Annotated in this window: 21 protein-coding genes and 5 pseudogenes; 8 read left to right on the forward strand and 18 right to left on the reverse strand. The window is 40.1% G+C overall.

Features of this window, described 5'->3' with window-relative positions:
• Positions 1-41 precede the first annotated feature (41 nt).
• Positions 42-2519 carry a VapE domain-containing protein gene (locus ABLV90_RS02045; RefSeq protein WP_460872041.1) on the reverse strand — a complete coding sequence of 826 codons (2478 nt, stop codon included), beginning with the start codon at positions 2517-2519 and terminating at the stop codon, positions 42-44.
• A gap of 17 nt (positions 2520-2536) precedes the next feature.
• On the reverse strand, positions 2537-2752 hold the full coding sequence (locus ABLV90_RS02050; protein WP_081225166.1) for a hypothetical protein: 216 nt from the start codon (positions 2750-2752) through the stop codon (positions 2537-2539).
• 82 nt (positions 2753-2834) lie between these two features.
• On the opposite strand from ABLV90_RS02050, the gene ABLV90_RS02055 reads away from it, so the two are divergent.
• The gene (locus ABLV90_RS02055) at positions 2835-3149 is read left to right on the forward strand and encodes a hypothetical protein (protein ID WP_081225167.1); all 315 of its coding nucleotides are present in this window, start codon (positions 2835-2837) and stop codon (positions 3147-3149) included.
• A 3-nt stretch (positions 3150-3152) separates the two neighbouring features.
• On the opposite strand, the gene ABLV90_RS02060 is transcribed toward ABLV90_RS02055, so the two are convergent.
• The 13 genes and pseudogenes from ABLV90_RS02060 to ABLV90_RS02120 form a co-directional block, all read right to left on the reverse strand.
• Positions 3153-3461 (reverse strand): MazG-like family protein, encoded by a 309-nt coding sequence (locus ABLV90_RS02060; protein WP_081225168.1) that lies wholly within the window; start codon positions 3459-3461, stop codon positions 3153-3155.
• A gap of 98 nt (positions 3462-3559) precedes the next feature.
• Positions 3560-3835, reverse strand: coding sequence for a hypothetical protein (locus tag ABLV90_RS02065; protein ID WP_460872042.1), 276 nt, complete (start codon positions 3833-3835; stop codon positions 3560-3562).
• Positions 3835-4248, reverse strand: a complete 414-nt coding sequence (locus tag ABLV90_RS02070) for a DUF3310 domain-containing protein (RefSeq protein ID WP_081225170.1) — start codon at positions 4246-4248, stop codon at positions 3835-3837. The genes ABLV90_RS02065 and ABLV90_RS02070 overlap by 1 nt, the downstream gene beginning before the upstream one ends.
• Positions 4248-4832, reverse strand: coding sequence for an SA1788 family PVL leukocidin-associated protein (locus ABLV90_RS02075; RefSeq protein ID WP_460872043.1), 585 nt, complete (start codon positions 4830-4832; stop codon positions 4248-4250). Before ABLV90_RS02075 ends, ABLV90_RS02070 begins: the two co-directional genes overlap by 1 nt.
• Positions 4814-5032 (reverse strand): hypothetical protein, encoded by a 219-nt coding sequence (locus tag ABLV90_RS02080; protein WP_081225172.1) that lies wholly within the window; start codon positions 5030-5032, stop codon positions 4814-4816. Before ABLV90_RS02080 ends, ABLV90_RS02075 begins: the two co-directional genes overlap by 19 nt.
• Positions 5033-5181: 149 nt before the next feature.
• A pseudogene (locus tag ABLV90_RS02085) lies at positions 5182-7133 on the reverse strand (DNA polymerase).
• A gap of 21 nt (positions 7134-7154) precedes the next feature.
• Positions 7155-7719: pseudogene (locus ABLV90_RS02090) on the reverse strand (DUF2815 family protein).
• Positions 7720-7796: 77 nt separating this feature from the next.
• Positions 7797-8976 (reverse strand): annotated as a pseudogene (locus ABLV90_RS02095) (DUF2800 domain-containing protein).
• Positions 8976-9353, reverse strand: a complete 378-nt coding sequence (locus tag ABLV90_RS02100) for a hypothetical protein (protein ID WP_081225176.1) — start codon at positions 9351-9353, stop codon at positions 8976-8978. The pseudogene ABLV90_RS02095 and the gene ABLV90_RS02100 overlap by 1 nt, the downstream one beginning before the upstream one ends.
• Positions 9353-9532, reverse strand: coding sequence for a hypothetical protein (locus ABLV90_RS02105; protein ID WP_460872044.1), 180 nt, complete (start codon positions 9530-9532; stop codon positions 9353-9355). The genes ABLV90_RS02100 and ABLV90_RS02105 overlap by 1 nt, the downstream gene beginning before the upstream one ends.
• Complete coding sequence (locus tag ABLV90_RS02110) at positions 9507-9665, reverse strand: DUF2482 family protein (protein WP_460872045.1); 159 nt, start codon at positions 9663-9665, stop codon at positions 9507-9509. Before ABLV90_RS02110 ends, ABLV90_RS02105 begins: the two co-directional genes overlap by 26 nt.
• Before the next feature lie 61 nt (positions 9666-9726).
• A complete protein-coding gene (locus tag ABLV90_RS02115; protein ID WP_081225178.1) occupies positions 9727-9909 on the reverse strand; it encodes a hypothetical protein in 183 nt (60 codons plus the stop codon).
• A 78-nt stretch (positions 9910-9987) separates the two neighbouring features.
• Positions 9988-10185 (reverse strand): helix-turn-helix transcriptional regulator, encoded by a 198-nt coding sequence (locus ABLV90_RS02120; RefSeq protein WP_081225179.1) that lies wholly within the window; start codon positions 10183-10185, stop codon positions 9988-9990.
• Between the two features lie 379 nt (positions 10186-10564).
• Here ABLV90_RS02120 and ABLV90_RS02125 point away from each other — a divergent pair, with 379 nt between their 5' ends.
• Both ABLV90_RS02125 and ABLV90_RS02130 read left to right on the forward strand, forming a co-directional pair.
• Entirely contained in the window at positions 10565-10903 is a 339-nt protein-coding gene (locus ABLV90_RS02125; protein WP_460872046.1) for a helix-turn-helix domain-containing protein, read from the forward strand.
• Positions 10904-10927: 24 nt separating this feature from the next.
• Entirely contained in the window at positions 10928-11536 is a 609-nt protein-coding gene (locus tag ABLV90_RS02130) for an ImmA/IrrE family metallo-endopeptidase (RefSeq protein WP_460872047.1), read from the forward strand.
• A 40-nt stretch (positions 11537-11576) separates the two neighbouring features.
• Here ABLV90_RS02130 and ABLV90_RS02135 read toward each other — a convergent pair whose 3' ends face one another.
• Entirely contained in the window at positions 11577-12128 is a 552-nt protein-coding gene (locus tag ABLV90_RS02135) for a DUF4352 domain-containing protein (RefSeq protein WP_460872048.1), read from the reverse strand.
• Positions 12129-12266: 138 nt separating this feature from the next.
• Between ABLV90_RS02135 and ABLV90_RS02140 the strand changes: the two genes are divergently transcribed.
• On the forward strand, positions 12267-13385 hold the full coding sequence (locus ABLV90_RS02140) for a recombinase family protein (RefSeq protein WP_460872049.1): 1119 nt from the start codon (positions 12267-12269) through the stop codon (positions 13383-13385).
• 292 nt (positions 13386-13677) lie between these two features.
• Here ABLV90_RS02140 and ABLV90_RS02145 read toward each other — a convergent pair.
• Positions 13678-14163 (reverse strand): annotated as a pseudogene (locus ABLV90_RS02145) (nucleoside hydrolase); the annotation flags it as partial.
• A 446-nt stretch (positions 14164-14609) separates the two neighbouring features.
• Here ABLV90_RS02145 and ABLV90_RS02150 point away from each other — a divergent pair.
• The 3 genes from ABLV90_RS02150 to ABLV90_RS02160 all read left to right on the forward strand — a co-directional run bounded on the left by ABLV90_RS02150 (position 14610) and on the right by ABLV90_RS02160 (position 16448).
• Positions 14610-14807: a hypothetical protein gene (locus ABLV90_RS02150; protein WP_460872050.1), complete on the forward strand. Its 198-nt coding sequence runs from the start codon at positions 14610-14612 to the stop codon at positions 14805-14807.
• Entirely contained in the window at positions 14794-15555 is a 762-nt protein-coding gene (locus ABLV90_RS02155; protein WP_460872051.1) for an amidohydrolase family protein, read from the forward strand. Before ABLV90_RS02150 ends, ABLV90_RS02155 begins: the two co-directional genes overlap by 14 nt.
• Positions 15556-15884: 329 nt before the next feature.
• A complete protein-coding gene (locus tag ABLV90_RS02160; protein ID WP_460872052.1) occupies positions 15885-16448 on the forward strand; it encodes a TetR/AcrR family transcriptional regulator in 564 nt (187 codons plus the stop codon).
• 64 nt (positions 16449-16512) lie between these two features.
• On the opposite strand, the gene ABLV90_RS02165 is transcribed toward ABLV90_RS02160, so the two are convergent.
• The gene (locus ABLV90_RS02165) at positions 16513-17307 is read right to left on the reverse strand and encodes a trypsin-like serine peptidase (protein WP_069817872.1); all 795 of its coding nucleotides are present in this window, start codon (positions 17305-17307) and stop codon (positions 16513-16515) included.
• A 314-nt stretch (positions 17308-17621) separates the two neighbouring features.
• Between ABLV90_RS02165 and ABLV90_RS02170 the strand changes: the two are divergent.
• Positions 17622-18572 (forward strand): annotated as a pseudogene (locus ABLV90_RS02170) (LLM class oxidoreductase); the annotation flags it as partial.
• Between the last annotated feature and the right edge of the window lie 2 nt (positions 18573-18574).

The raw sequence follows: 18574 nt of genomic DNA on the forward strand, positions 1-18574 counted from the left end.
AAAGCAGGGCAACGCATGGGCAACGCAAGAAGTCTGACAATTTAATCATTTTCGACCCTTGAAAACGCTTTTTGAGCTCCATATCCTATGCCAAATTTTAATCTGCCTCGATTATTTCCCGTATAAGGTTCCCAACCTTTTAAACTTTTTAGCACTGATTTCAATTCCGTTTGTATCATTCTAGGGAAGTTACCTTTGTCTTTGCCTAAACATTCACACCATACCTCAGAGACGCAAATACGGTCTCTGTACTCATAGCCTGCTGGCTCTTGAGGTAATACATCAGGATTGCCTGACTGAATATAGGCACGTTTCGTGTCTAGGTCTAAGTCACGCCGGCTGTAGTCCTGTGTGTAAGGGATAGGCGTGTCGACAAATTCCTCTACAATGCCTTGATACACACTTTCCTCTGTATGTACGGCCTGACGCTCGCCCATTTTGCCCTCTAAGTGACTAGGCAAGTACAGCTTTTCGCCGTCATTGTAGCGCTGCTTAGCCTCTGCCCATAACTGCTTAGTAAGTGTCGGGTCATCTAGCTCATTAATGTTCTTGCTAGCGTTGCGCTTATCTACGGCTAACGCCCAAAAACGACGCCCTCCTGTTTCATCACGTAAGAAATCTATTTTGTTCGTTGTTCCGAAGAATACGCATTGACGAGGGAAGTCCTCAGCATGTCGCCCGTAAGCTACACGGAATGAGTCAACTTGCTTACTGATAAAGTGCTTAATAGCCTCAACCTCTGCTTTTTTAGTAGCAACTAGCTCAGCCATTTCAATAAGCCACGTTCCCTGCAATGCCTCATAGGCCTCCTTGCCTGTCACGCTTGTAAGTGACTCACTGAACCATGCGCCACCCATTTTGCGCAATACGGTTGACTTGTACTGACCTTGACCACCGTATAACGTCGTCATGTAGTCGAACTTAATGCCAGGCTGATAAATACGAGCTACGCCGGCCGTAAATGCTTTTCTCGTCACAGCTCTGTTGAGCTCTGTATCTTCCACGCCTAAATAATCAATGAATAACGTGTCTAATCTTTCGACACCGTCCCACTCTAGGCCGTCAAGGTAATCTCTGACAGGGTGGAACTTGTTCTCTGTAGCGATTTCATTCACAGCGTCATCTGTTTTACTTCTATTGTAAATACCGTGTTCCTGCTCTAAGTAAATGCGCAGGCCTGCGTCATCAGCGTCACGCCAATAGCTCACTGTGTCCTCTTTGCGCCACGGCGTTGAGCCTAATATGCTCAAGCGATTGTTAAATTCATCATAGGCAATCTTGCCCGCTAGCTTGTCATCATGGCGTAGGATTAAGCCGATGTTAGGCGTTGTGGCCAATACGTTGCCTTGCTTATCCACGTCGAGCTGTGTCGCCCATTTGTAGTGCTCACGACGCTCGTCACGTTCAGCCTTGTCAATGTAGTCGCTGAAATCGTCCTCAGCCTCGTATGTTTCCATCATCATGTTTATTTTAACTTCGCCGTCGTTCTGTGCGAGTTTCTGCATTGAAATGTAAGATGGTAGGCGATTAATTGGCGTATCTTCGGGCGTCTCTTCGTCTTGTATGCCGAACTTGTGTACACGTAATAGGTCAAAGCTGTTGCATAGCTCGCCCCCTGCCGGGTCTGTTCCGTGGTGGGAATAGGCGAACTTGCCATTTTCATAGATAACTAAGCCCCCAGCTGTTGAGCCTCCTATATATGTGTAGCGTGTGTCGTCGTATTGCTCGTAGACGTCAGACAAGTAATGCTCTATTACGTCGTGTATGTCGTAGGCTCTACAGAACGCACCAACGATACCAGGTTTATTGTGTGGGTCGCCTTGCTTATCAGCTAAGCGTTTGTAGCTTGCTGTTTCACGTTCTGAATATGGCCACTCGAGAGGGTCTTTCCAGTCTTTGTATTCAGCCGGCACGTCGTCAGGGTCAATGAAAGGTGCGTCCTGGTACGTGAACAGATATTCAGCGTCGGCGCCGGTACTTGGCCAATACATGAGCCTGTGTGGCTGATAGGTTGTATCGTCAAAGTAATCAATGCCGATTGACTCTGCGACCTTACGTGCTACAGCCTCATACTCGTCGCCGTTAACGTGCCTTTTAAGTGGAACAACAAAGCGCGTGCGTGGCGTCGTAGCTCTATGCTTATGTGTTGAGTAGACAGCATAGGCATGACTGAAAAACATTTCGATGATTTCGTCCATGTTCTCGTCAGCAAAGTCAATGTCTAGCGTCAGCATTGAACGGTTCATCACATAGCCTTTACGGCGTTTGCCCTCTTTGAGATAACCTCCGACGAAACCTCCCACGTCTTTAATTTCTGATTGTTCAGCCTTTTTCATTGTGTTGTATTCTGCGATAGTTTCCTGTGTTCTAGTAGTCACTGAGAGCTTTTGCAATAATTCGCTCCAGCTCTTCTCAGTGTTACGCCAATAGCTTGATAGCCTGCTTGTCGCTTGTGCGTATGTCATTTTGCCATCGTGTTTTAATGTTTCTAATGGCTCGATATTGTCTAACTCGTGCATGGCTGTTTTGCTCCTTTCTATTTGTTTAGGTCTATGTGTTCGTGTTCAGCAAAGTCGTTTGGTACGATGTCGCTGTCATCTTTAATAACTTGTTCTATTAGGCTCATATCCTCAGTGCTGAGGCCTAATCTTATTTGTAGGGCTTTCAGCCTCTTACGGTCTCTCAGTTTCGTTGTGTAGTGCCTTGCTAGTTGGAAATTATCCTCTAACTCTTGAACTGTGTAGCGTGCCATTATTTGCCCCCTTAAAATTAAGTACCTTGCAAGCAGTATTTCTGATATACTAATATCAATATCATGTGAAAGGTTGATTGACTTGGATTATTTTATGCCTCCGTCGCTTTACTTCAAATTATTAAAAGCTAACTTTAAAGATAAAATTGAAATTAATGACAACTATAAGCATTTAGACTTGATAGAAGAAGATGGTCTGCTTGAAAAAACTAATATTTTGCATACAGGCGTACAAACCCATGAAAATATGACTATATTCGGTAAACCATATGCAGGAAAATATAGACTAACTACTAAAGGTAAAAAGTGGTTCTTACAGTCTACTTTAAATATTGGATATGCTCTCTGTACCCTTATAGGTGCTCTTATAGGTTGGCTTTTAACTCTTCTATTTTAGATGTTAAAGGTCAGCCTCCTTAATAAATGAACCATTGCGCATTTCGCCCTTACGGTCTTTAATCTCTTCATAAGCGTAGGCCGTACAATCCTCAATAGGTAGCCCTAGCTGTAATGCAAGTATGACAAGTGTGACGTATGCGTCGCCTATGCTATCTTTGATTTGCTCTGAGTTGCCCTTAACTAAGCCTTGACTTAACTCGCCAATCTCTTCAACTACTTTAAGCATTTGCTTGTTAGGGTCTGCCTCGTGCAATTCTTTATCCTCTGCCCATTGTTCGATTTTCTTTGTTAAATCTATTAAATTACTCATTGGTTGTGTCCTCCTAATTATGGTAGCTCTTACGCCCCTAGCCTCTAGGGCTGTTTTGATATAGTTCATGTAGCTCTCTTTTCTTTAGCTCTATAAGTTCAAACCGAACTCTCATGTACGGCAGGCTTGCTCGGTGTGAGTTCCAGCTTAAATGCAACAAAGTCCTCTATACGCTCAAAACGTTTCTGCCATAATAAAGCGTCGTATTGTGCCTTAGCTGACGCCTCATAAATATGTGAGAGTTTGTTCTGCTGTTCTCTGACAAAGCCCTCGAGATTTCCCTTTTGCTCTCTGAGTCGTCTATTCTCTTTTCTCAACTCGAGCATTTCCTGCTCAAATTCGCCCAGCTTTTCAGTAATTTCATCAAAGTTCATTATTTAGCCTCCTGCTCGAGTTTCTCTCTGTAGCGTCTTGCGTAATCCTCAATTTTCTTGAGCTCTTTTATACGGTCATCTTTACGACCTAAACGAGTTGAATATCTTTGCAGGTTTGACTTCATAGCACCTTGAAACTCTTCGGGTGTCATTTGCATGTACCAAAAGTCAATGAGGTCTATGCCGTCATCAGTATTGCTCTGATAGTGTTGCTCTTCAACTGTCTCAGATGGCTGTATAACTGTAATTTTCAATGAGTCGTCTATGTGATACGTTTCTGTTCCATCGTAGACCGTTGCTCTCATAACATCATGGTGTAGCTCAGTTACTTCTGCTGTAACCTCAAAACCTGAGTCGATAGGGTACTCGAAAGAAACTATATCGCCTTTATTTAACATGTTTATTGTTGTCATTATTTAACCACCTTTGGGAATATGTTATTTTCCATTAAATGCTGTGTATACTCGCCCGGCGTGTGCTGTTGGGGTGTGCCATCGAATAAATGAGGTTTACGCTCTCTGTACTTACGAGCTTTGTACTCTTCCATTTTTCTACGTCTGCGCTCTTCTTGTTTACGCTGTTTGATTTTCTGCTCTTCAATGTCCTTTTTCACTTCATTAAAGTCGTTGGTCACAGGTGCCTTTGTCAGTGCCTCTTGTACTGAAAAACCTCTGTTCAAACGTTTAGCAATTGTTCTTGGGTCAAGCCCGACCTCAATTTCTGCCTTTTCCATTTCATCAGCGGGAATGTAGAACGTGCGCTCGCCTGTATTGTGGGTGTAGCAAATTTGCCCGTCGTGCAATTTATATTTAATACTGAAATTGATTGCCTCGTAAGGTTTCCAGTCGTTGTCGAGTCTTGCCTGAACATCGTCTATTGATACGAATAGCGATTTTAATTTCAATCTGTCTGCGTCATCTAGCCATATAATCTCACCGTTTGGCGTTGTTGGGTATTTGGTTCTTCCCTCAAAGTGCATTAAAATCGTTCCTCCCATTTCTTCAACTCTGATTTTCCAGTCATGGCTATAACTTCACTTGCCATGTCGTCATAATATTCGCTTATATATTCGTCTGCTTTCTCTGAGACATCGTCCCAGTTATTCGCTGTAACAGTGACCTCTGCCTCGTATTCAATAGTGAGCTTGACAGGCACCTTGTAAGTGCCCCACTCGCTCACGCCATCTAGTGCGCTCATGTTTTACCTCCTATAAGATAACGATTAAAAGTAGTAGGATAAGCCCAAACAGAAACGCTACAAGGGCTGTTCCATATACCAAACCGACTAATAAATAAAATGCTATTTGGAAAACTATCTCTAAAAATTTAGTCATTAGTTAGCTCCTTTTAATCTTTCATGTAGAACGGACTCACAAAGCCGTCGCTGTTTAAGTTCAAGCCCTCAGCCCAATCAACAGGCAGGCTCATAATGTCCTCTATATCTTTCAAATGTTCGTGCTTGGTCGTCAGGTACTTCGAGAATTAGTTCATCGTGCACATGAGCCACTATCTTGTAGCCTTGTTTCTCGAGCCTGGCCATTGATACGCCTAACAGGTCTCGTGCTGTAGCTTGTACAATGTTCTCGACCAGCTTGCCTCCATATGTTTTAACTGTCGTCCATTTACGATTTATGTCTAAGCCTTGAAACTCAACGACTGTCGAGCCCCAGCTGTTTTGCGCTGTCTTTGCGTCTCTGTAGACAATACAGCGACCGTTTGGCAACTCTAGTATTAGGTGGCCTCTATAAGTGTAGAACTTAACCCCGTTTGCCATTTGTGGCTTACCACTGCGAATAGCTTTGATTGCTGAGTTCTGACAGTTATACCAAAATGACTTGATATTCGGGTTTGCCTCTCTCCAGCTATCAACTAGGGGCTTGAGCTCGTCCTCTTCAATGCCCATGTCTAGGGCTCCCATTGATTTGAGGGCGCCCGCTCCTCCTTGATAACCGAGTGCAAGTTCGGCCACTTTACCTTTTTGCCTCAAAGGGCTGTCTTTGCCGATACTCTCTACAGGAACATCGAACATTTGAGACGCTGAGGCCTCGTATATCTTGCCGTGTGTATTGAACACATCTAAGCGCCACTGCTCGCCTGCATACCATGCAATGACTCGTGCCTCAATGGCTGAGAAGTCACTGACAGCTAGCTGATAGCCCTGCTCAGCTGTGAATGTCGTTCTGACAAGCCGGCTGAGTATATCCTGATAGCTATATTCGAGTGTTAGGTCTAACCAATCGAAGTCCTGCTGTTTGATTGACTCTCTTGCTATGTCTAGCTCTTCATCAGTCATTTTGTGCTTAGTGAGGTTCTGCATTTGTACGCCTCGACCAGCCCATCGGCCTGTGCCGGCTCCGAAGAATTGGAACATGCCTCTAATACGGTCGTCCTCACATGCCATGTCATACATTTTGTTGTATTTCTTTACGCCGGTCTTGCTCATTTGCTGTCGTAGCTCTAACATATTGTGAGCTCTGCCTGACGTTTTCTCTAGGTACTCGCCGACTGTTTTCTTTTGCAAGTTCTCAATCTTAACGCCCTGCTCACGAAACCATGCCATGAGTTGTTGCTGGCTGTTAGGATTGTCGAGCCCTGTCAGCTTTTGAGCTTGTTCTGCGAGTTGTGCCTGGCTGATTTTATCTAGTTCATAAGCCCCCAGCGATGAGCTGACGGTCAATGTGAACACCTCTGTCATTTATGTGTTGGTCAATCGTCCACAATTCCTGCTCACTAGGTAGCACCTCAAAGTCTGATATCTCTTCGCCGATGGCCATTTCAGCCTCAACGTCTTTGATACAGTAATCAATAAACTGTTGCCATTTCTCTGTGTCATGTTCAGGTAAATTTCGAGTTCGGCCACCATTCACTTTTGTCGGTTTGCAAGGAACTGAAAAATATCTAATTAAGGCCTTACCTGCTTTGTCTTTTTGTGCGTCTACTTCCAGCACCTCTGCACATTTTTCAAGTGAGGCCGGCAGGCCAACACGTGTAGCGTCGACCATGTCACAAGCCCATTCGTCAGGTGGCATTGCTGTTCTGAAATGCTTTGCTAAACAAACACGCTCAAATGACGCATTAAAAGCTCGTTTCTCGACTGATGGGTCAAGTAAGTGCCATTTAAACTGTTTGTACAATCTGTCATCTATGTCGTGCATATCAATAGCCTGTACTTGCTGGCCATCAATAGAAAAAGCAATGATTAATATTTCAAAGTCAGGAGCCTCGGCGTACCGATAAGCCCCTGTATCTTTCAAGTTGTAACTACTGTAAGTCTCAATATCAATGTGCATTACTGTCATGACGTTGCCTCCCTTGATTGATTAGTCAAACAGTTCATCTAGGTTGTCGTTATCAAGGTCGATAAACTCTGCGAACTCGTCCTCTGCTTTAGCGCCTCCACCGAGCAAGTGGCTCGCCGTCTTTAGCTTTCATGATATTGCCTAATCCACACGCTATGCCTTTACTTCCTGATACAACATAAGGGTAGAAGTTAACTGTTACTCGGATATAGCAACCACTGTATACCTCGTCAGGGTCGTCAGTGCGTTGGCCGTCCATATCTAATACTTGAGGTTTACGTTTCGTCTTAGCATTTAGGAAATAAGCGTTTTGGTAAGCTTCGTCGTCCTCTCTGTCTGTGTCGCCATCACGTAAAGGCGTTGAAAGGTTAGTCGGTATCTTGCCACCGAATTTTTCCTTGCCGTTTTGCTTAGCGTTCTCAATTGCTTTTTTGATATTGTTTATTGATTTCTCGTCATTTTTGTCGATAATTAAGCTCACGTTGTACTTAGGTTCATCGCCCTCGTTGATTGCTTGAGGTTCAAAAATGTGTGCGTAGCTTGCTCTTGCGTATACCATTACTCTTGTTTTTAATTGTTCTGCCATTGTGAAAAACTCCTTTAAATTTGATTTATAATATAGTTTGATTTGTTGCATAATATAGTATTAATGGCCGTAGCCTTTTATTTATTAATAAACTCAGTAAAATCACTTTCAGCACTGTTTGTGATAGGTTGACGTTTGTCGTCCTCAGTCACTAGAGTCGGTTTGCCTTGTGGCTTTTCTACTAGGTCGCTTAATAGCTCAGCGACTTTCTTCTTACCGATTTGTTTCTCTAGTTTAGATATGCTTAACACTTTTGTTTCTGATACTTCATCAGGGTCGTAGTGCTTTTTGAGCCTTTCAAAAACTTGTTCGTTATCAACATATTTTCTGCTTGCTCTGCTCTCGACCACTTTCCAGCCGTCAAAATTGCGATTGTTCTCAAGCGCCTGTTCTCTGCAATAATCTTCAACATCACTAGCCCGGCGTTTAATATCAGGTAGTTTGTGAAGTAGCTCAGCAAGCTCGTCGTCAGTGAGCGTCGTTGGGGTCGTCTGCTCTTTGTCGGCGTTCAAGTTTGCCTCTGCTCTAGCTCTGCATGAGTGGCGTATCTTACAAAATCGGCAATGATTGCCTGGTTTAAACTCGCCTTTGCCCTCTATAGCTTTTAGTGCCTGAGGCCTAACTACGTTAAGCCCCCAACTGACTAAGTCGTCAGCTGTCATGCTCTCAGATGACACGTTGTGCAATCTCGGCTGTATGATTGTTGTCTTGATTGTGTGAATGTCCTCAAAGTCTTTGAGTAGCTCATAGGCACCTAGCCCGTACAGCCTTAACTGCGGATTGTTAAGGGCTGACACTTCGACGCCTTTGCCGAATTTGAGGTCTACAATCTCAACTGTGCCGTTGTAGTAGATGATTACGTCGCCTGTACCGAATGACTCAGGTACGTATCTTGTGAGGTCAAGTCTATGTTCAAAAAACAGGATAGGCTCGTCTTGAGCTCTTGCCTCGTTGACTTTTTCCTCGACAATATCGACGTACTGCTCAACGTATTCTCTTAACTCTTCTGAGTAGTATTCGTTTTGCTTGTAGCGTTCTAGTTCTTGCTGGAACTTATCCTCAGTCATGCCATCATAGAGCCTTACGAAATACAGCTCTGACAGCTCATGAGCGAATGTTCCCTCTTCTGCAAATGTTGTTGTCTTGTCGCCTATGCCCTCACTTGCTTTAATGCTCGGGAGGACAGTTCAACCACTGATTGGCACTACTCGCTGACAAATATGCGTGCTTTCTGCTTGAGTGGTTTTGTGAAGTCATTACATCGCCTCAATAGCGTCTATAATGCTTTGACGCTTGTCAGCTTGAACGTCGCTTACCTTAGAGGCGCCTGACTCTTTGATTAGAGCCTTAACTTTGTCTTTTTGCTCTTTAGTACCACTTTTGATGATTTGAGCAATAGCTTTCTTGAATGTAGCCTCGTCAGGTGCCTCAGCTGTTGCCGGTGCCTCTTCTTGTTTAGGTTCTTCCTTAGCTTTCGCCTCTGCTTTTGGCTTTTCTTCTTGCTCTTCGGCTGGCAACTGCGTCCAACCTGCTGGCTCTTCGGCTGTGTTCGTGAAGTCCTGCAATTGTTTAGATTTCAAATCGTTAGAACGTTTCAACTCGTCTCTGATTTCTTGTAGGATAGTTTCTAACATTACTCGTCAGCCTCCTCTTGCATTTCTGATACGATACTTTGCATTGTTAGTAAATATGCTATTTGCTCCATATCTTCGTCTTTGCTTAGTAGAGCTGTTAGGTGTTGGGAACTTCCGACCATTGCCCCTTGTCCGATTATTTGCGTACCCTCTTCAAGGTCTTGGGCAAGCCCGAGCATGTGCTAAGGTCACAGCTGTGTGTTCTGTTTCTTTATTGATTTGGTTTACAAGTTCATACAACTCTTTAGTTTTATCGCTTAATAATTCTGTGATTTCGTTCTCTGACATGTCCTTGATTTCTTTAGTTAGCATTTGCGCTACCTCCTAATTTGATTTACAATGTTCGTACAATTAATTTTCTTAATGCTCGGTCTTACTCGTTGGAGCGAGTGAGGCCTTTTTTGTTTTCTTCCATTTCTGAGAATGTGAGCTCTGTCATAGCCCCGACTGCAAATGAGACAACTGTCCCGATATAAACATCGAACATCATCGCAACTGCTAAACCGATAGCCACTGACAAAGTTACTGTATAAAAACTTGTTGTTAGAGTTTTCACTATACATAGCCCCTCGCTTTCATAAACTCATACCAAAACTGAGCTACTCTTTGAGGCATGTATTCTTCAGGACTTTTCTTATCGTTGGCCATGCTTAGCCACCTCTTTTTCTTTTAGATACGCTCTAATTCGTTCTTTCTGCAATGTAGCCTCTCGACGCCCATTTAATATGTCGTTTAAGTATGGCGCTGATATGCCTAACGCTTGAGCTAACTGTCTTTGTGTTATGCCTTTACGTTCAAGCTCTTCAAATACATCTGAACCGAAACTGCTCATTTTTTACCTCCTTTTTAGCGTATACTCTAAAATGTTACTAAAAACTCTTTACACCGAATTAGCTAATATGCTAATATTAAAAATGTAGTAATTAGCTAATTAGACATACTTATCCCGTTGGATGGGGTTGCATTTTTTGAGTATTGCTTTTTAGTTGCTACGTGTTAAAACCTTACAACAACAGCCTTATAATTGAAATTTACGTTTTGGAGAACTAAATATCTATTTGCTGTGTTTGTAAGCTAATCAATAGCACATGTCATACTATAATAGAGAATTAGCTATAATGCAACAATTAATTTTAGCTTTTTCGCTATTGGAGTAGTTAGAGAATTAGCTAACCGTTGATATGACAGTGTTTTAAAGGGAGCAAAAAATTTTGAATTTATATGAGAAAATAAAAAACATGTGTGATAAAGAAGGAATTTCTATAGCTCACTTAGAACGTGAAACTGGTATTTCTAACGGGCAAATTAAACGTTGGGCTAAAAGTAGCCCTAGCGTAGAGAACTTAAAGAAAGTCGCAAACTACTTCAATGTTTCTTTGGAATTTTTAGCCGACGATACAACAGAACCATCTGACATTGAAATGTCTCAGGATATTCGTATCATGCAACGTCTTGCTCAAAACATGAGCGAAGAAGATAGGAAAAAAGCTATCAAAGTATTTGAGGCGTTCTTTGAAAATTGGGAAGAAATGACAAAAGATGATAAGTAACTAATCGTTAAGGGAGTTTTACATTTGAATTATGAAGAAAATGAGGCGTTTACGCGTGCAATAGAAACTGCAAATCTGATACTTGGATATGAGAATAAATTTCCAATAGATATAAAAGGGGTTATTAACAGCGACCCTGATGTCGAATTATTTACTTTCGGCGAATTTGCTAAATTGTCAGGTATCAGCAGGTCAGATGTTTCCAAAATTGGCCAATCTTATGAGGCATTTCATTTTAGAAAAGGGAGAAAATCTATAATTGTATATAATGCCTTGAGATACTCAAAGAGATTACGTTTTACGCTTGCTCACGAATACGGTCACGTCAAACTAAACCATACAGGAAAGTCTATATATGACCCTGATAAGTCTGACATTGAGTACACAAAAGAAGAATTTGAGGCCGATACATTTGCAGGAAATTTGCTGTTTCCATTGCATAAACGCTACGAATATAGGAGGAAAAGCTCGTATGAAATAGCAAATACTTTCAATATAAGTTTTAAAGCCGTCCGTGTCTCTATGTACCGGCTCGAGGATTGTCTTGCTAGTGGCATTGACCAATATCTCACAGAGCCACAACTGAGAACACCTGACGGCTATATTAATTTTTTAAGAGCTTGTGATTTTTAAACAACAAAAAACCCCACATAGTATGTGAGGTCAAAATGTATTAATTCAGTTTTATGTTAGCTTTTTGATTTCCGAACATGCCTGATTTGACTTGCATTTTTGTCTTATCTGATTGAGCAGTTGACTCAGATACATCAAACACTACTTTACCTGTTTTTTCATTACCAGGGTTAAGTTTTTCTAAAAAGAAACCAATGTCACTCGGGTCTGAGGCTGACGTGTTGGCGTCAGTAGATGCTGAGGCATCTGCACCATTTGTTGCGTCGCCATCAATTATTTTAAACAATTCTGTATCAATAGTAATAGCTTTATCGCCATTATTTTTAACTGTAACATCTGCAACTATGTATTTGCCGTCAGCGTTACTTGAAACGTATTGATTACCTACTGAGTCTGCCGTTTCAACACTGTTAACTGTGTACTCAAGGTCATCAACTTTTACTTTTTCGCCTATTTTGGCGTCTTTCGTTTCATCTTTGTTAGAGCCGGAGCTATCGCCACCACCAAAAACGGTTGCAATCACAGCAATTATGATGACAATTACAACCACAACACCGAGACAGCCTAAACACCCAAATAATCCCTTTTTCATAAATTCAATCCCTCTTTTCAGAATTTTTAGTCAAGCATGTAACACTTTAGCAAATACTATTTCAGATTTAAAGGGTTGAATTCAACAGTGTTCTGTGATAATTAAATTAAGTTATATTTTAGAAAGGGTTTCGATATTATGAAAAAAGTTGCAATTTATACAAGAGTTTCCACTTTAGAGCAGGCCAATGAGGGTTATTCTATCGAGGGTCAAGAGCAACGCTTGAAAGCATATTGCCAAGTTCATGATTGGGACAATTTCGAGTTCTTTGTGGACGTCGGGCAATCTGCCGGCAATACCAAAAGAGCAGGTCTGCAAAACTTACTCAACAGATTAGACGAGTTTGACCTCGTGCTAGTCTACAAACTAGATAGACTTACACGCTCAGTGCGTGACCTTATGAGCCTGCTTGATACATTTGAAGAAAAAGACGTTAAATTCCGTTCAGCAACTGAGGTATTCGACACCACAAGCGCAATAGGTAAGTTGTTCATAACGCCGGTAGGTGCTATGGCCGAATGGGAACGGTCAACAATTACTGAGAGAACAACACAAGGGCGTCGCATAGCAACAGAAAAAGGGGTGTACACAACTGTGCCCCCGTTCTTCTATGACAAGATTGAGGGTAAACTCTACCCTAATGACAAAAAAGAAATCGTGGATTATATCGTCAGCAGGGCAAAAGCTGGCGTCAGCATAAGAGGTATTACAGAAGAGCTTAACAACTCAATATACAACCCACCTAAAGGCAAGCGCTGGGATAAGTCAGTGATTAGCTACGTTCTGACGTCGCCTGTTTCTCGTGGCCACACGCATATAGGCGATGTGTACGTCGAGAATACGCACGAGCCTGTCATCAGTGAAGAGGATTATACAATCTACATGCAAAGCATTTCACAACGCACACACTCACGAGGTATTAAGCACACTGCTATTTTCAGAGGCAAGCTGACCTGCCCTAATTGTGCCCACTCGCTCACACTCAACACCAGCAAACGGACAAAAAGGGACGGCTCAGTTGATTATGACGAACGCTACATTTGTGACCGTTGTCGGAGCGATAAGTCAGCCGAGAACATCACGATACAATCAAAAGAAGTAGAGAGAGCTTTCATTGATTTTATTCAGCACGGCGAAATAGAGGTCAATGTCGAGGACACAGAAGAGCAGGAAGAGCAAAGCGTCATTGATGTAGACAAGATTAAGAGACAGCGTAAGAAGTACCGAGCAAGCATGGGCTATGGACTTAATGAGTGATGAAGAGTTTCAGTCTCTAATCAAAGAAACTGACGACCTGCTCGACCAAGCACAACAGACAGCAACTAAGGAAAAAGGAAAACAAAGACAACCATAAACAAATAGAGGCCACTCACGACCTCATACTTAATTTGTGGGATAAGATGGCCAAGCAACGATAAAGAAGATTTGATAAACGCCTCAATATCTAATATTGACTATAATTTCTATCGAGGACATGGCCACGGTAAAAATCGCACCCCTAACTCAATGAGCGTCACGCACATAGACTATAAAGTTTAGATGGGGTTTGTGGGTAGAGCCTCCCAAACGTACCGCCTCCCATGATTGTTATAGAATCGATATATTGCGTGATACTTGGATCTTTAATTAATGCAGTTGCTATGTTAGTTAATGGGCCTGTCGCAACAATGGTAACTGGTGCTTCACTTTGCTTTAATGTTTTAATAATGACATCAGCAACATGATCAGGCGTAGGTTTAAGAGACGGTACTTCAGGTAATTTTGGACCATCCAAACCAGTGTTGCCATGAATTTGCGAGGCAAATGAAGCTGGCTTAATTAACGGACGTGTTGCACCAACTGAGACATTGATATCTCCTCTCCCCATAACTTCAAGCACATTCAATGCGTTCTTTGTGTTTTTTTCAACAGATTGATTACCTGCCACTGTAGTTACTGCTAAGACATCAAGTGAGCTGTTTTTTGCACCAGCTAAAATTAAAGCAATTGCGTCATCATGTCCTGGATCACAATCCATAATAATCTTTTTACTCATATGCTTCACTCCAATCAAAATATTTTAGACGTGCTTGCTCATTTCAAACCTTAAAATTATAACTAATACTAAAATTTGCTATAACAAAATATTCCTCTTAAACTTTGCGATATTTCCAATTCTTTATTTCGAAATCTTGCTACATTACTATCATACTACTTTTTAACATGGTATTAATAACAATAACTAACCCATATTCACACCAAAAACCATATTAATAATTCAAATATGAAATATTTAAAATAATAAAAAACAGGGAACAATTACAATAGTAATTAAAAATTTGAAGAGTTATTATGAAATTTTTTATTTAAATGATACAAACATAAGCTTGATCGTTTAGGCTACGTTTAAAAAGCTAATGAATTTGCTAACGTGTTACTAAAAACCTGTAATTAAATTTATAGAACATGTGCTAATTATAAAAATTAAAGGAAGTGTTATCAATGAAAAAAATAGATTGGCATGCGCATTATATTTCACCTGGTTACAATGATTATTTAGATGAATGTTTTAAAGGTAAAGGCGATGGCATATCCACGCCCACTTTTTCAGTGGATGCATATCTGAAACTAATGCGTGCTTTAGATATTGAATTTGGCGTGTTATCTATTTCTAGCCCACATATTAGTGCTCGCACTTGATGAAGATATCTTGCCACTTACAGAAGAAGTGAACCAATATGGCGCTCAAATTGTGGCAGAACATCCTGATAAGTTAGGATTTCTCGCAACATTACCATTACCATTTGTGGAAGAAAGTATTGAAACCATTGACCATGCACTAGATAAACACAACGCTTTAGGTTTCACATTACCTACAAATGCGAGAGGTATTTATCTAGGTGAGCCAGTGATTGACGATGTACTAGCTAAATTAAATGCTAGACATGCGATTGTTGCAATCCATCCAAATGAACCAAAGCCAAGTGTAGCGGTCATGAAAGATGTGATCTTGCCACCTTTAATGGAATTTATTTTTGATACGACCCGTACAATTATTTATATGAGTCAGCAAAACGTTTTTAGTAAGTATCCTCATATTCAATGGATTGTCCCTCATGGTGGGGCTGTATTACCAATCATAGCGCAACGTGTGAAGATAGGTAATGAAACGTTTAATCATAGCAACAACACTGATGATTTGGAGCAAGTAATGAAACACCTTCATTTCGATTTGGTCGGTATTGTGATTCCTTATCAGTTGGCTAACCTTTTACCTTGGGCCGATGAAAACAAAATTATATATGGCTCTGATTCGCCATACACGCCACATAAAGCAGTTCATGTACTTTCAGAGCAACTAGAAGAAAATGACATTGTCTCAAGTTCAACTTTAGAAGCCATATTATACCAAAATGGGAAAGAATTGCTCAATAAATATAAAAAATAATATATTTAGATATATACTTTATCTAGCCATAAATAAGAGGCTGGGACATATCACATGTCTTAGCCTCAGTTTTTTATATTGGCAGTGGCTGACTGAATTGAAAATGCGCTTATATCAAGCTTTTTTCAATTCTAGTCAGCTGTGCCGGGGTGGGACGACGAAATTTTATTAGAAAAATTAGATTTCTGTCCCACTCCCTTATTTTTAATGTTCAATTTTATATTTATTTTTACTCATTACAAATCAAGCACATTGACATTCATGAACTAAAGCCAGATAATTTGTATAAATTATATTATTTGCAACTTATTTAAGGAGGTGCGAAGTCAATGACGACAACACATATTGATCCACGAATTACTAGAACAAAAAAATTATTGATGGATGCCTTTCGTGACATTGCTAAAGAAAAAAAGTTACAAACCATTACAGTGAAGGATATAACTGAACGCGCAACTGTTAACCGTGCTACGTTCTATGCTCACTTTTATGATAAATATGACATTATGGACTACACATTGTCAGAAACCATTCTTAAAAATTTAAACGATAACTTAACCTTATCTTCTGAACTTAATGATGAAACATTATGCAAAACGTTCATCACAATTACGAGTTATATTGAAGAAACACATAATGAATGTAAATTAAATAGTGTCGCATATGGTGAAGTAGTTGAAAAGAGAGTGAAAGAAGAACTGGAAGATATTTTCTTAACGTTAATTGTACAAAAACATCCAACTGAAGACAGAGAAGCATTAGCTACGAGTGCTCGCTTTTTATCTTGGGGGCTATATGGCACAGCTAAACATTGGTTTCATACGAGTAATACTTCTGCACGTAACTATATCGAAAAAGCACTACCTTTGTTTATGAGCCAAGTATTAAAATAAATTATACAAAAAAGCCTCTAAAGCAATGCATATTTGCTCTAGAGGCTTAATATTTTTCAAAAAACTATTTTTTGTTTTCATTAATAAAGTCTAGTACATCACCAGTTAACGCGACGCCATTGTTACTTTCGCCTTCTACGCCACCGTAATGTAATCCTACTACTTCATTATTCGCATTAAAGATTGGAGAACCAGAGTTGCCGCCAAATGTACTCGCACCATATGTAAGTTGCGTGCCATTATTTGTCAGTACTTCCCCCTTACTTTCCCACATTGTAGCTAATGATTTATCACCCGGGTAGCCAGTTACTGTCACAGGATCACCTTTACTAACACTTGATGCATCTTGGATTGTTGCAGGTTGTACTACATCACCTACAGACTGCCCTTCATCATTGGTATTGAAATGTACAAGTACTAAATCTTCTTGACCAGGATAAGGTTGGACATCTTTTTCCGTAAATTCACCATACGGAAATGAACCTTCATTTTTAGCCGCAGGTGCAAATGTCATATCGCCGTTTGAAAGATTAGCAACATGCTTATTTGTTAATACAGTATTTTTATCGATGACTACACCTGTCGCTATATTTGATCCCATATTCATGTAGCCTACTGATTGATAATGACCTGTAGTGGTATTTTCAATTTGTGTTCTATCTTCATCAGGTAATATGACCCTTGGCATAACTTCTGATGATTGATTATTAGTTGTATTATCATTTTGTTGCGTTTGTGTTGGCTGAGTTGTTGTATCGTTATTTTGCGTATCCGTAGCCGCAAAACTACTAAATGGTGCAATTGCGAATAACATTACTAAAGAAAAAGCTATACTACCTATCATTTTTCTTGTAAACATAAATAACCCTCCATCAAAATATATTATACTATTAAAATTTAAAGAAATTTTCAAAAATAATCAAATGTTAATATTAGCTTTTGAAAATATATCACCTTAATTTATAAGTTTTTTTAATAGTATATTCTTAGCTTATACCCTATCTTCGAAAATAGTATCACTTTCAAAACAACACATTTCTCCTTATGTCGTTTAAACAATAAATCGATAAACATGTTGTTTGCATTATATTTCATAACGTAATACAATACATTTAAGCAACAGGTGTTAGTTAGTTAATACTTGTTGCTTAACTAAAGTTAGGAGGGATAGACGTGACAACAATTCAAAAACACAATGGTTTCAAACGGACTTTTCAACAGGATCATTTGACGTTAGGCTTAACGTTACCTTTTGATAATTCTGAACACATCGCATTGTCGTTGGAACATCAAGTTGATTTAGCACAATACGCTGAAACACTTGGATTTACAAGCCTTTTTGTACGGGACAGTCCGCTTTATAGCCCACATTTAGGAAATGTAACGACAAACTACGATCCGTTTGTATTTTTAACTTATCTCAGCGCCAAGACATCGAAAATCGCTCTCGGAACATCTAGTATTGTTGCTACATTACGTCATCCAATTCATATAGCGAAAGTCGCTACTTCTCTTGACTTGATTTCAAATGAGCGATTATTGTTAGGTGTTGCTACAGGAGATCGATCATTCGAATTTCCAGCTTTTAAAGTAAATACAGACCATTTAACTGAGCAATTTCAAACAGCGATAACCTCTATAAATGATTTATGGAAAACACATTCGCCACAAATCTCAAATTCTATATTTGAATTATATGAGGATGCCGGTTTACAAATATTACCAAAACATAAGCATATTCCAATGTTTGCTACTGGGTATTCAAACCAAGATATATCTTGGTTAAAAGCGCACATGGATGGTTGGATGTTTTACCCACAAGATTTTCAACAGCAAAAGAAATTATTACAAGATTGGCATCAAAACGATGTATTCAAACCTTTTATGCATCCACTTGTTATCGATTTGTCGACGAATCCAAATGAGTTGGTTAAACCTATTAAAGGTGGTTATCGCTTAGGTAGAAATACTTTAATAAAAATATTAAAATCATATGAACGTATAGGTACAAATCATATCATGCTACATTTAGTTGAAAATGAAAGAACTTATAAAAATATATTAACAGAGGTAGGAAATTATATTATTCCACACTTTCCACCTCATGAATTACAGGAGGAAAAAAT

Origin of the sequence: Staphylococcus sp. 2S1 (genome assembly GCF_046721335.1) — a bacterium.
Taxonomy (GTDB): domain Bacteria; phylum Bacillota; class Bacilli; order Staphylococcales; family Staphylococcaceae; genus Staphylococcus; species Staphylococcus equorum_A.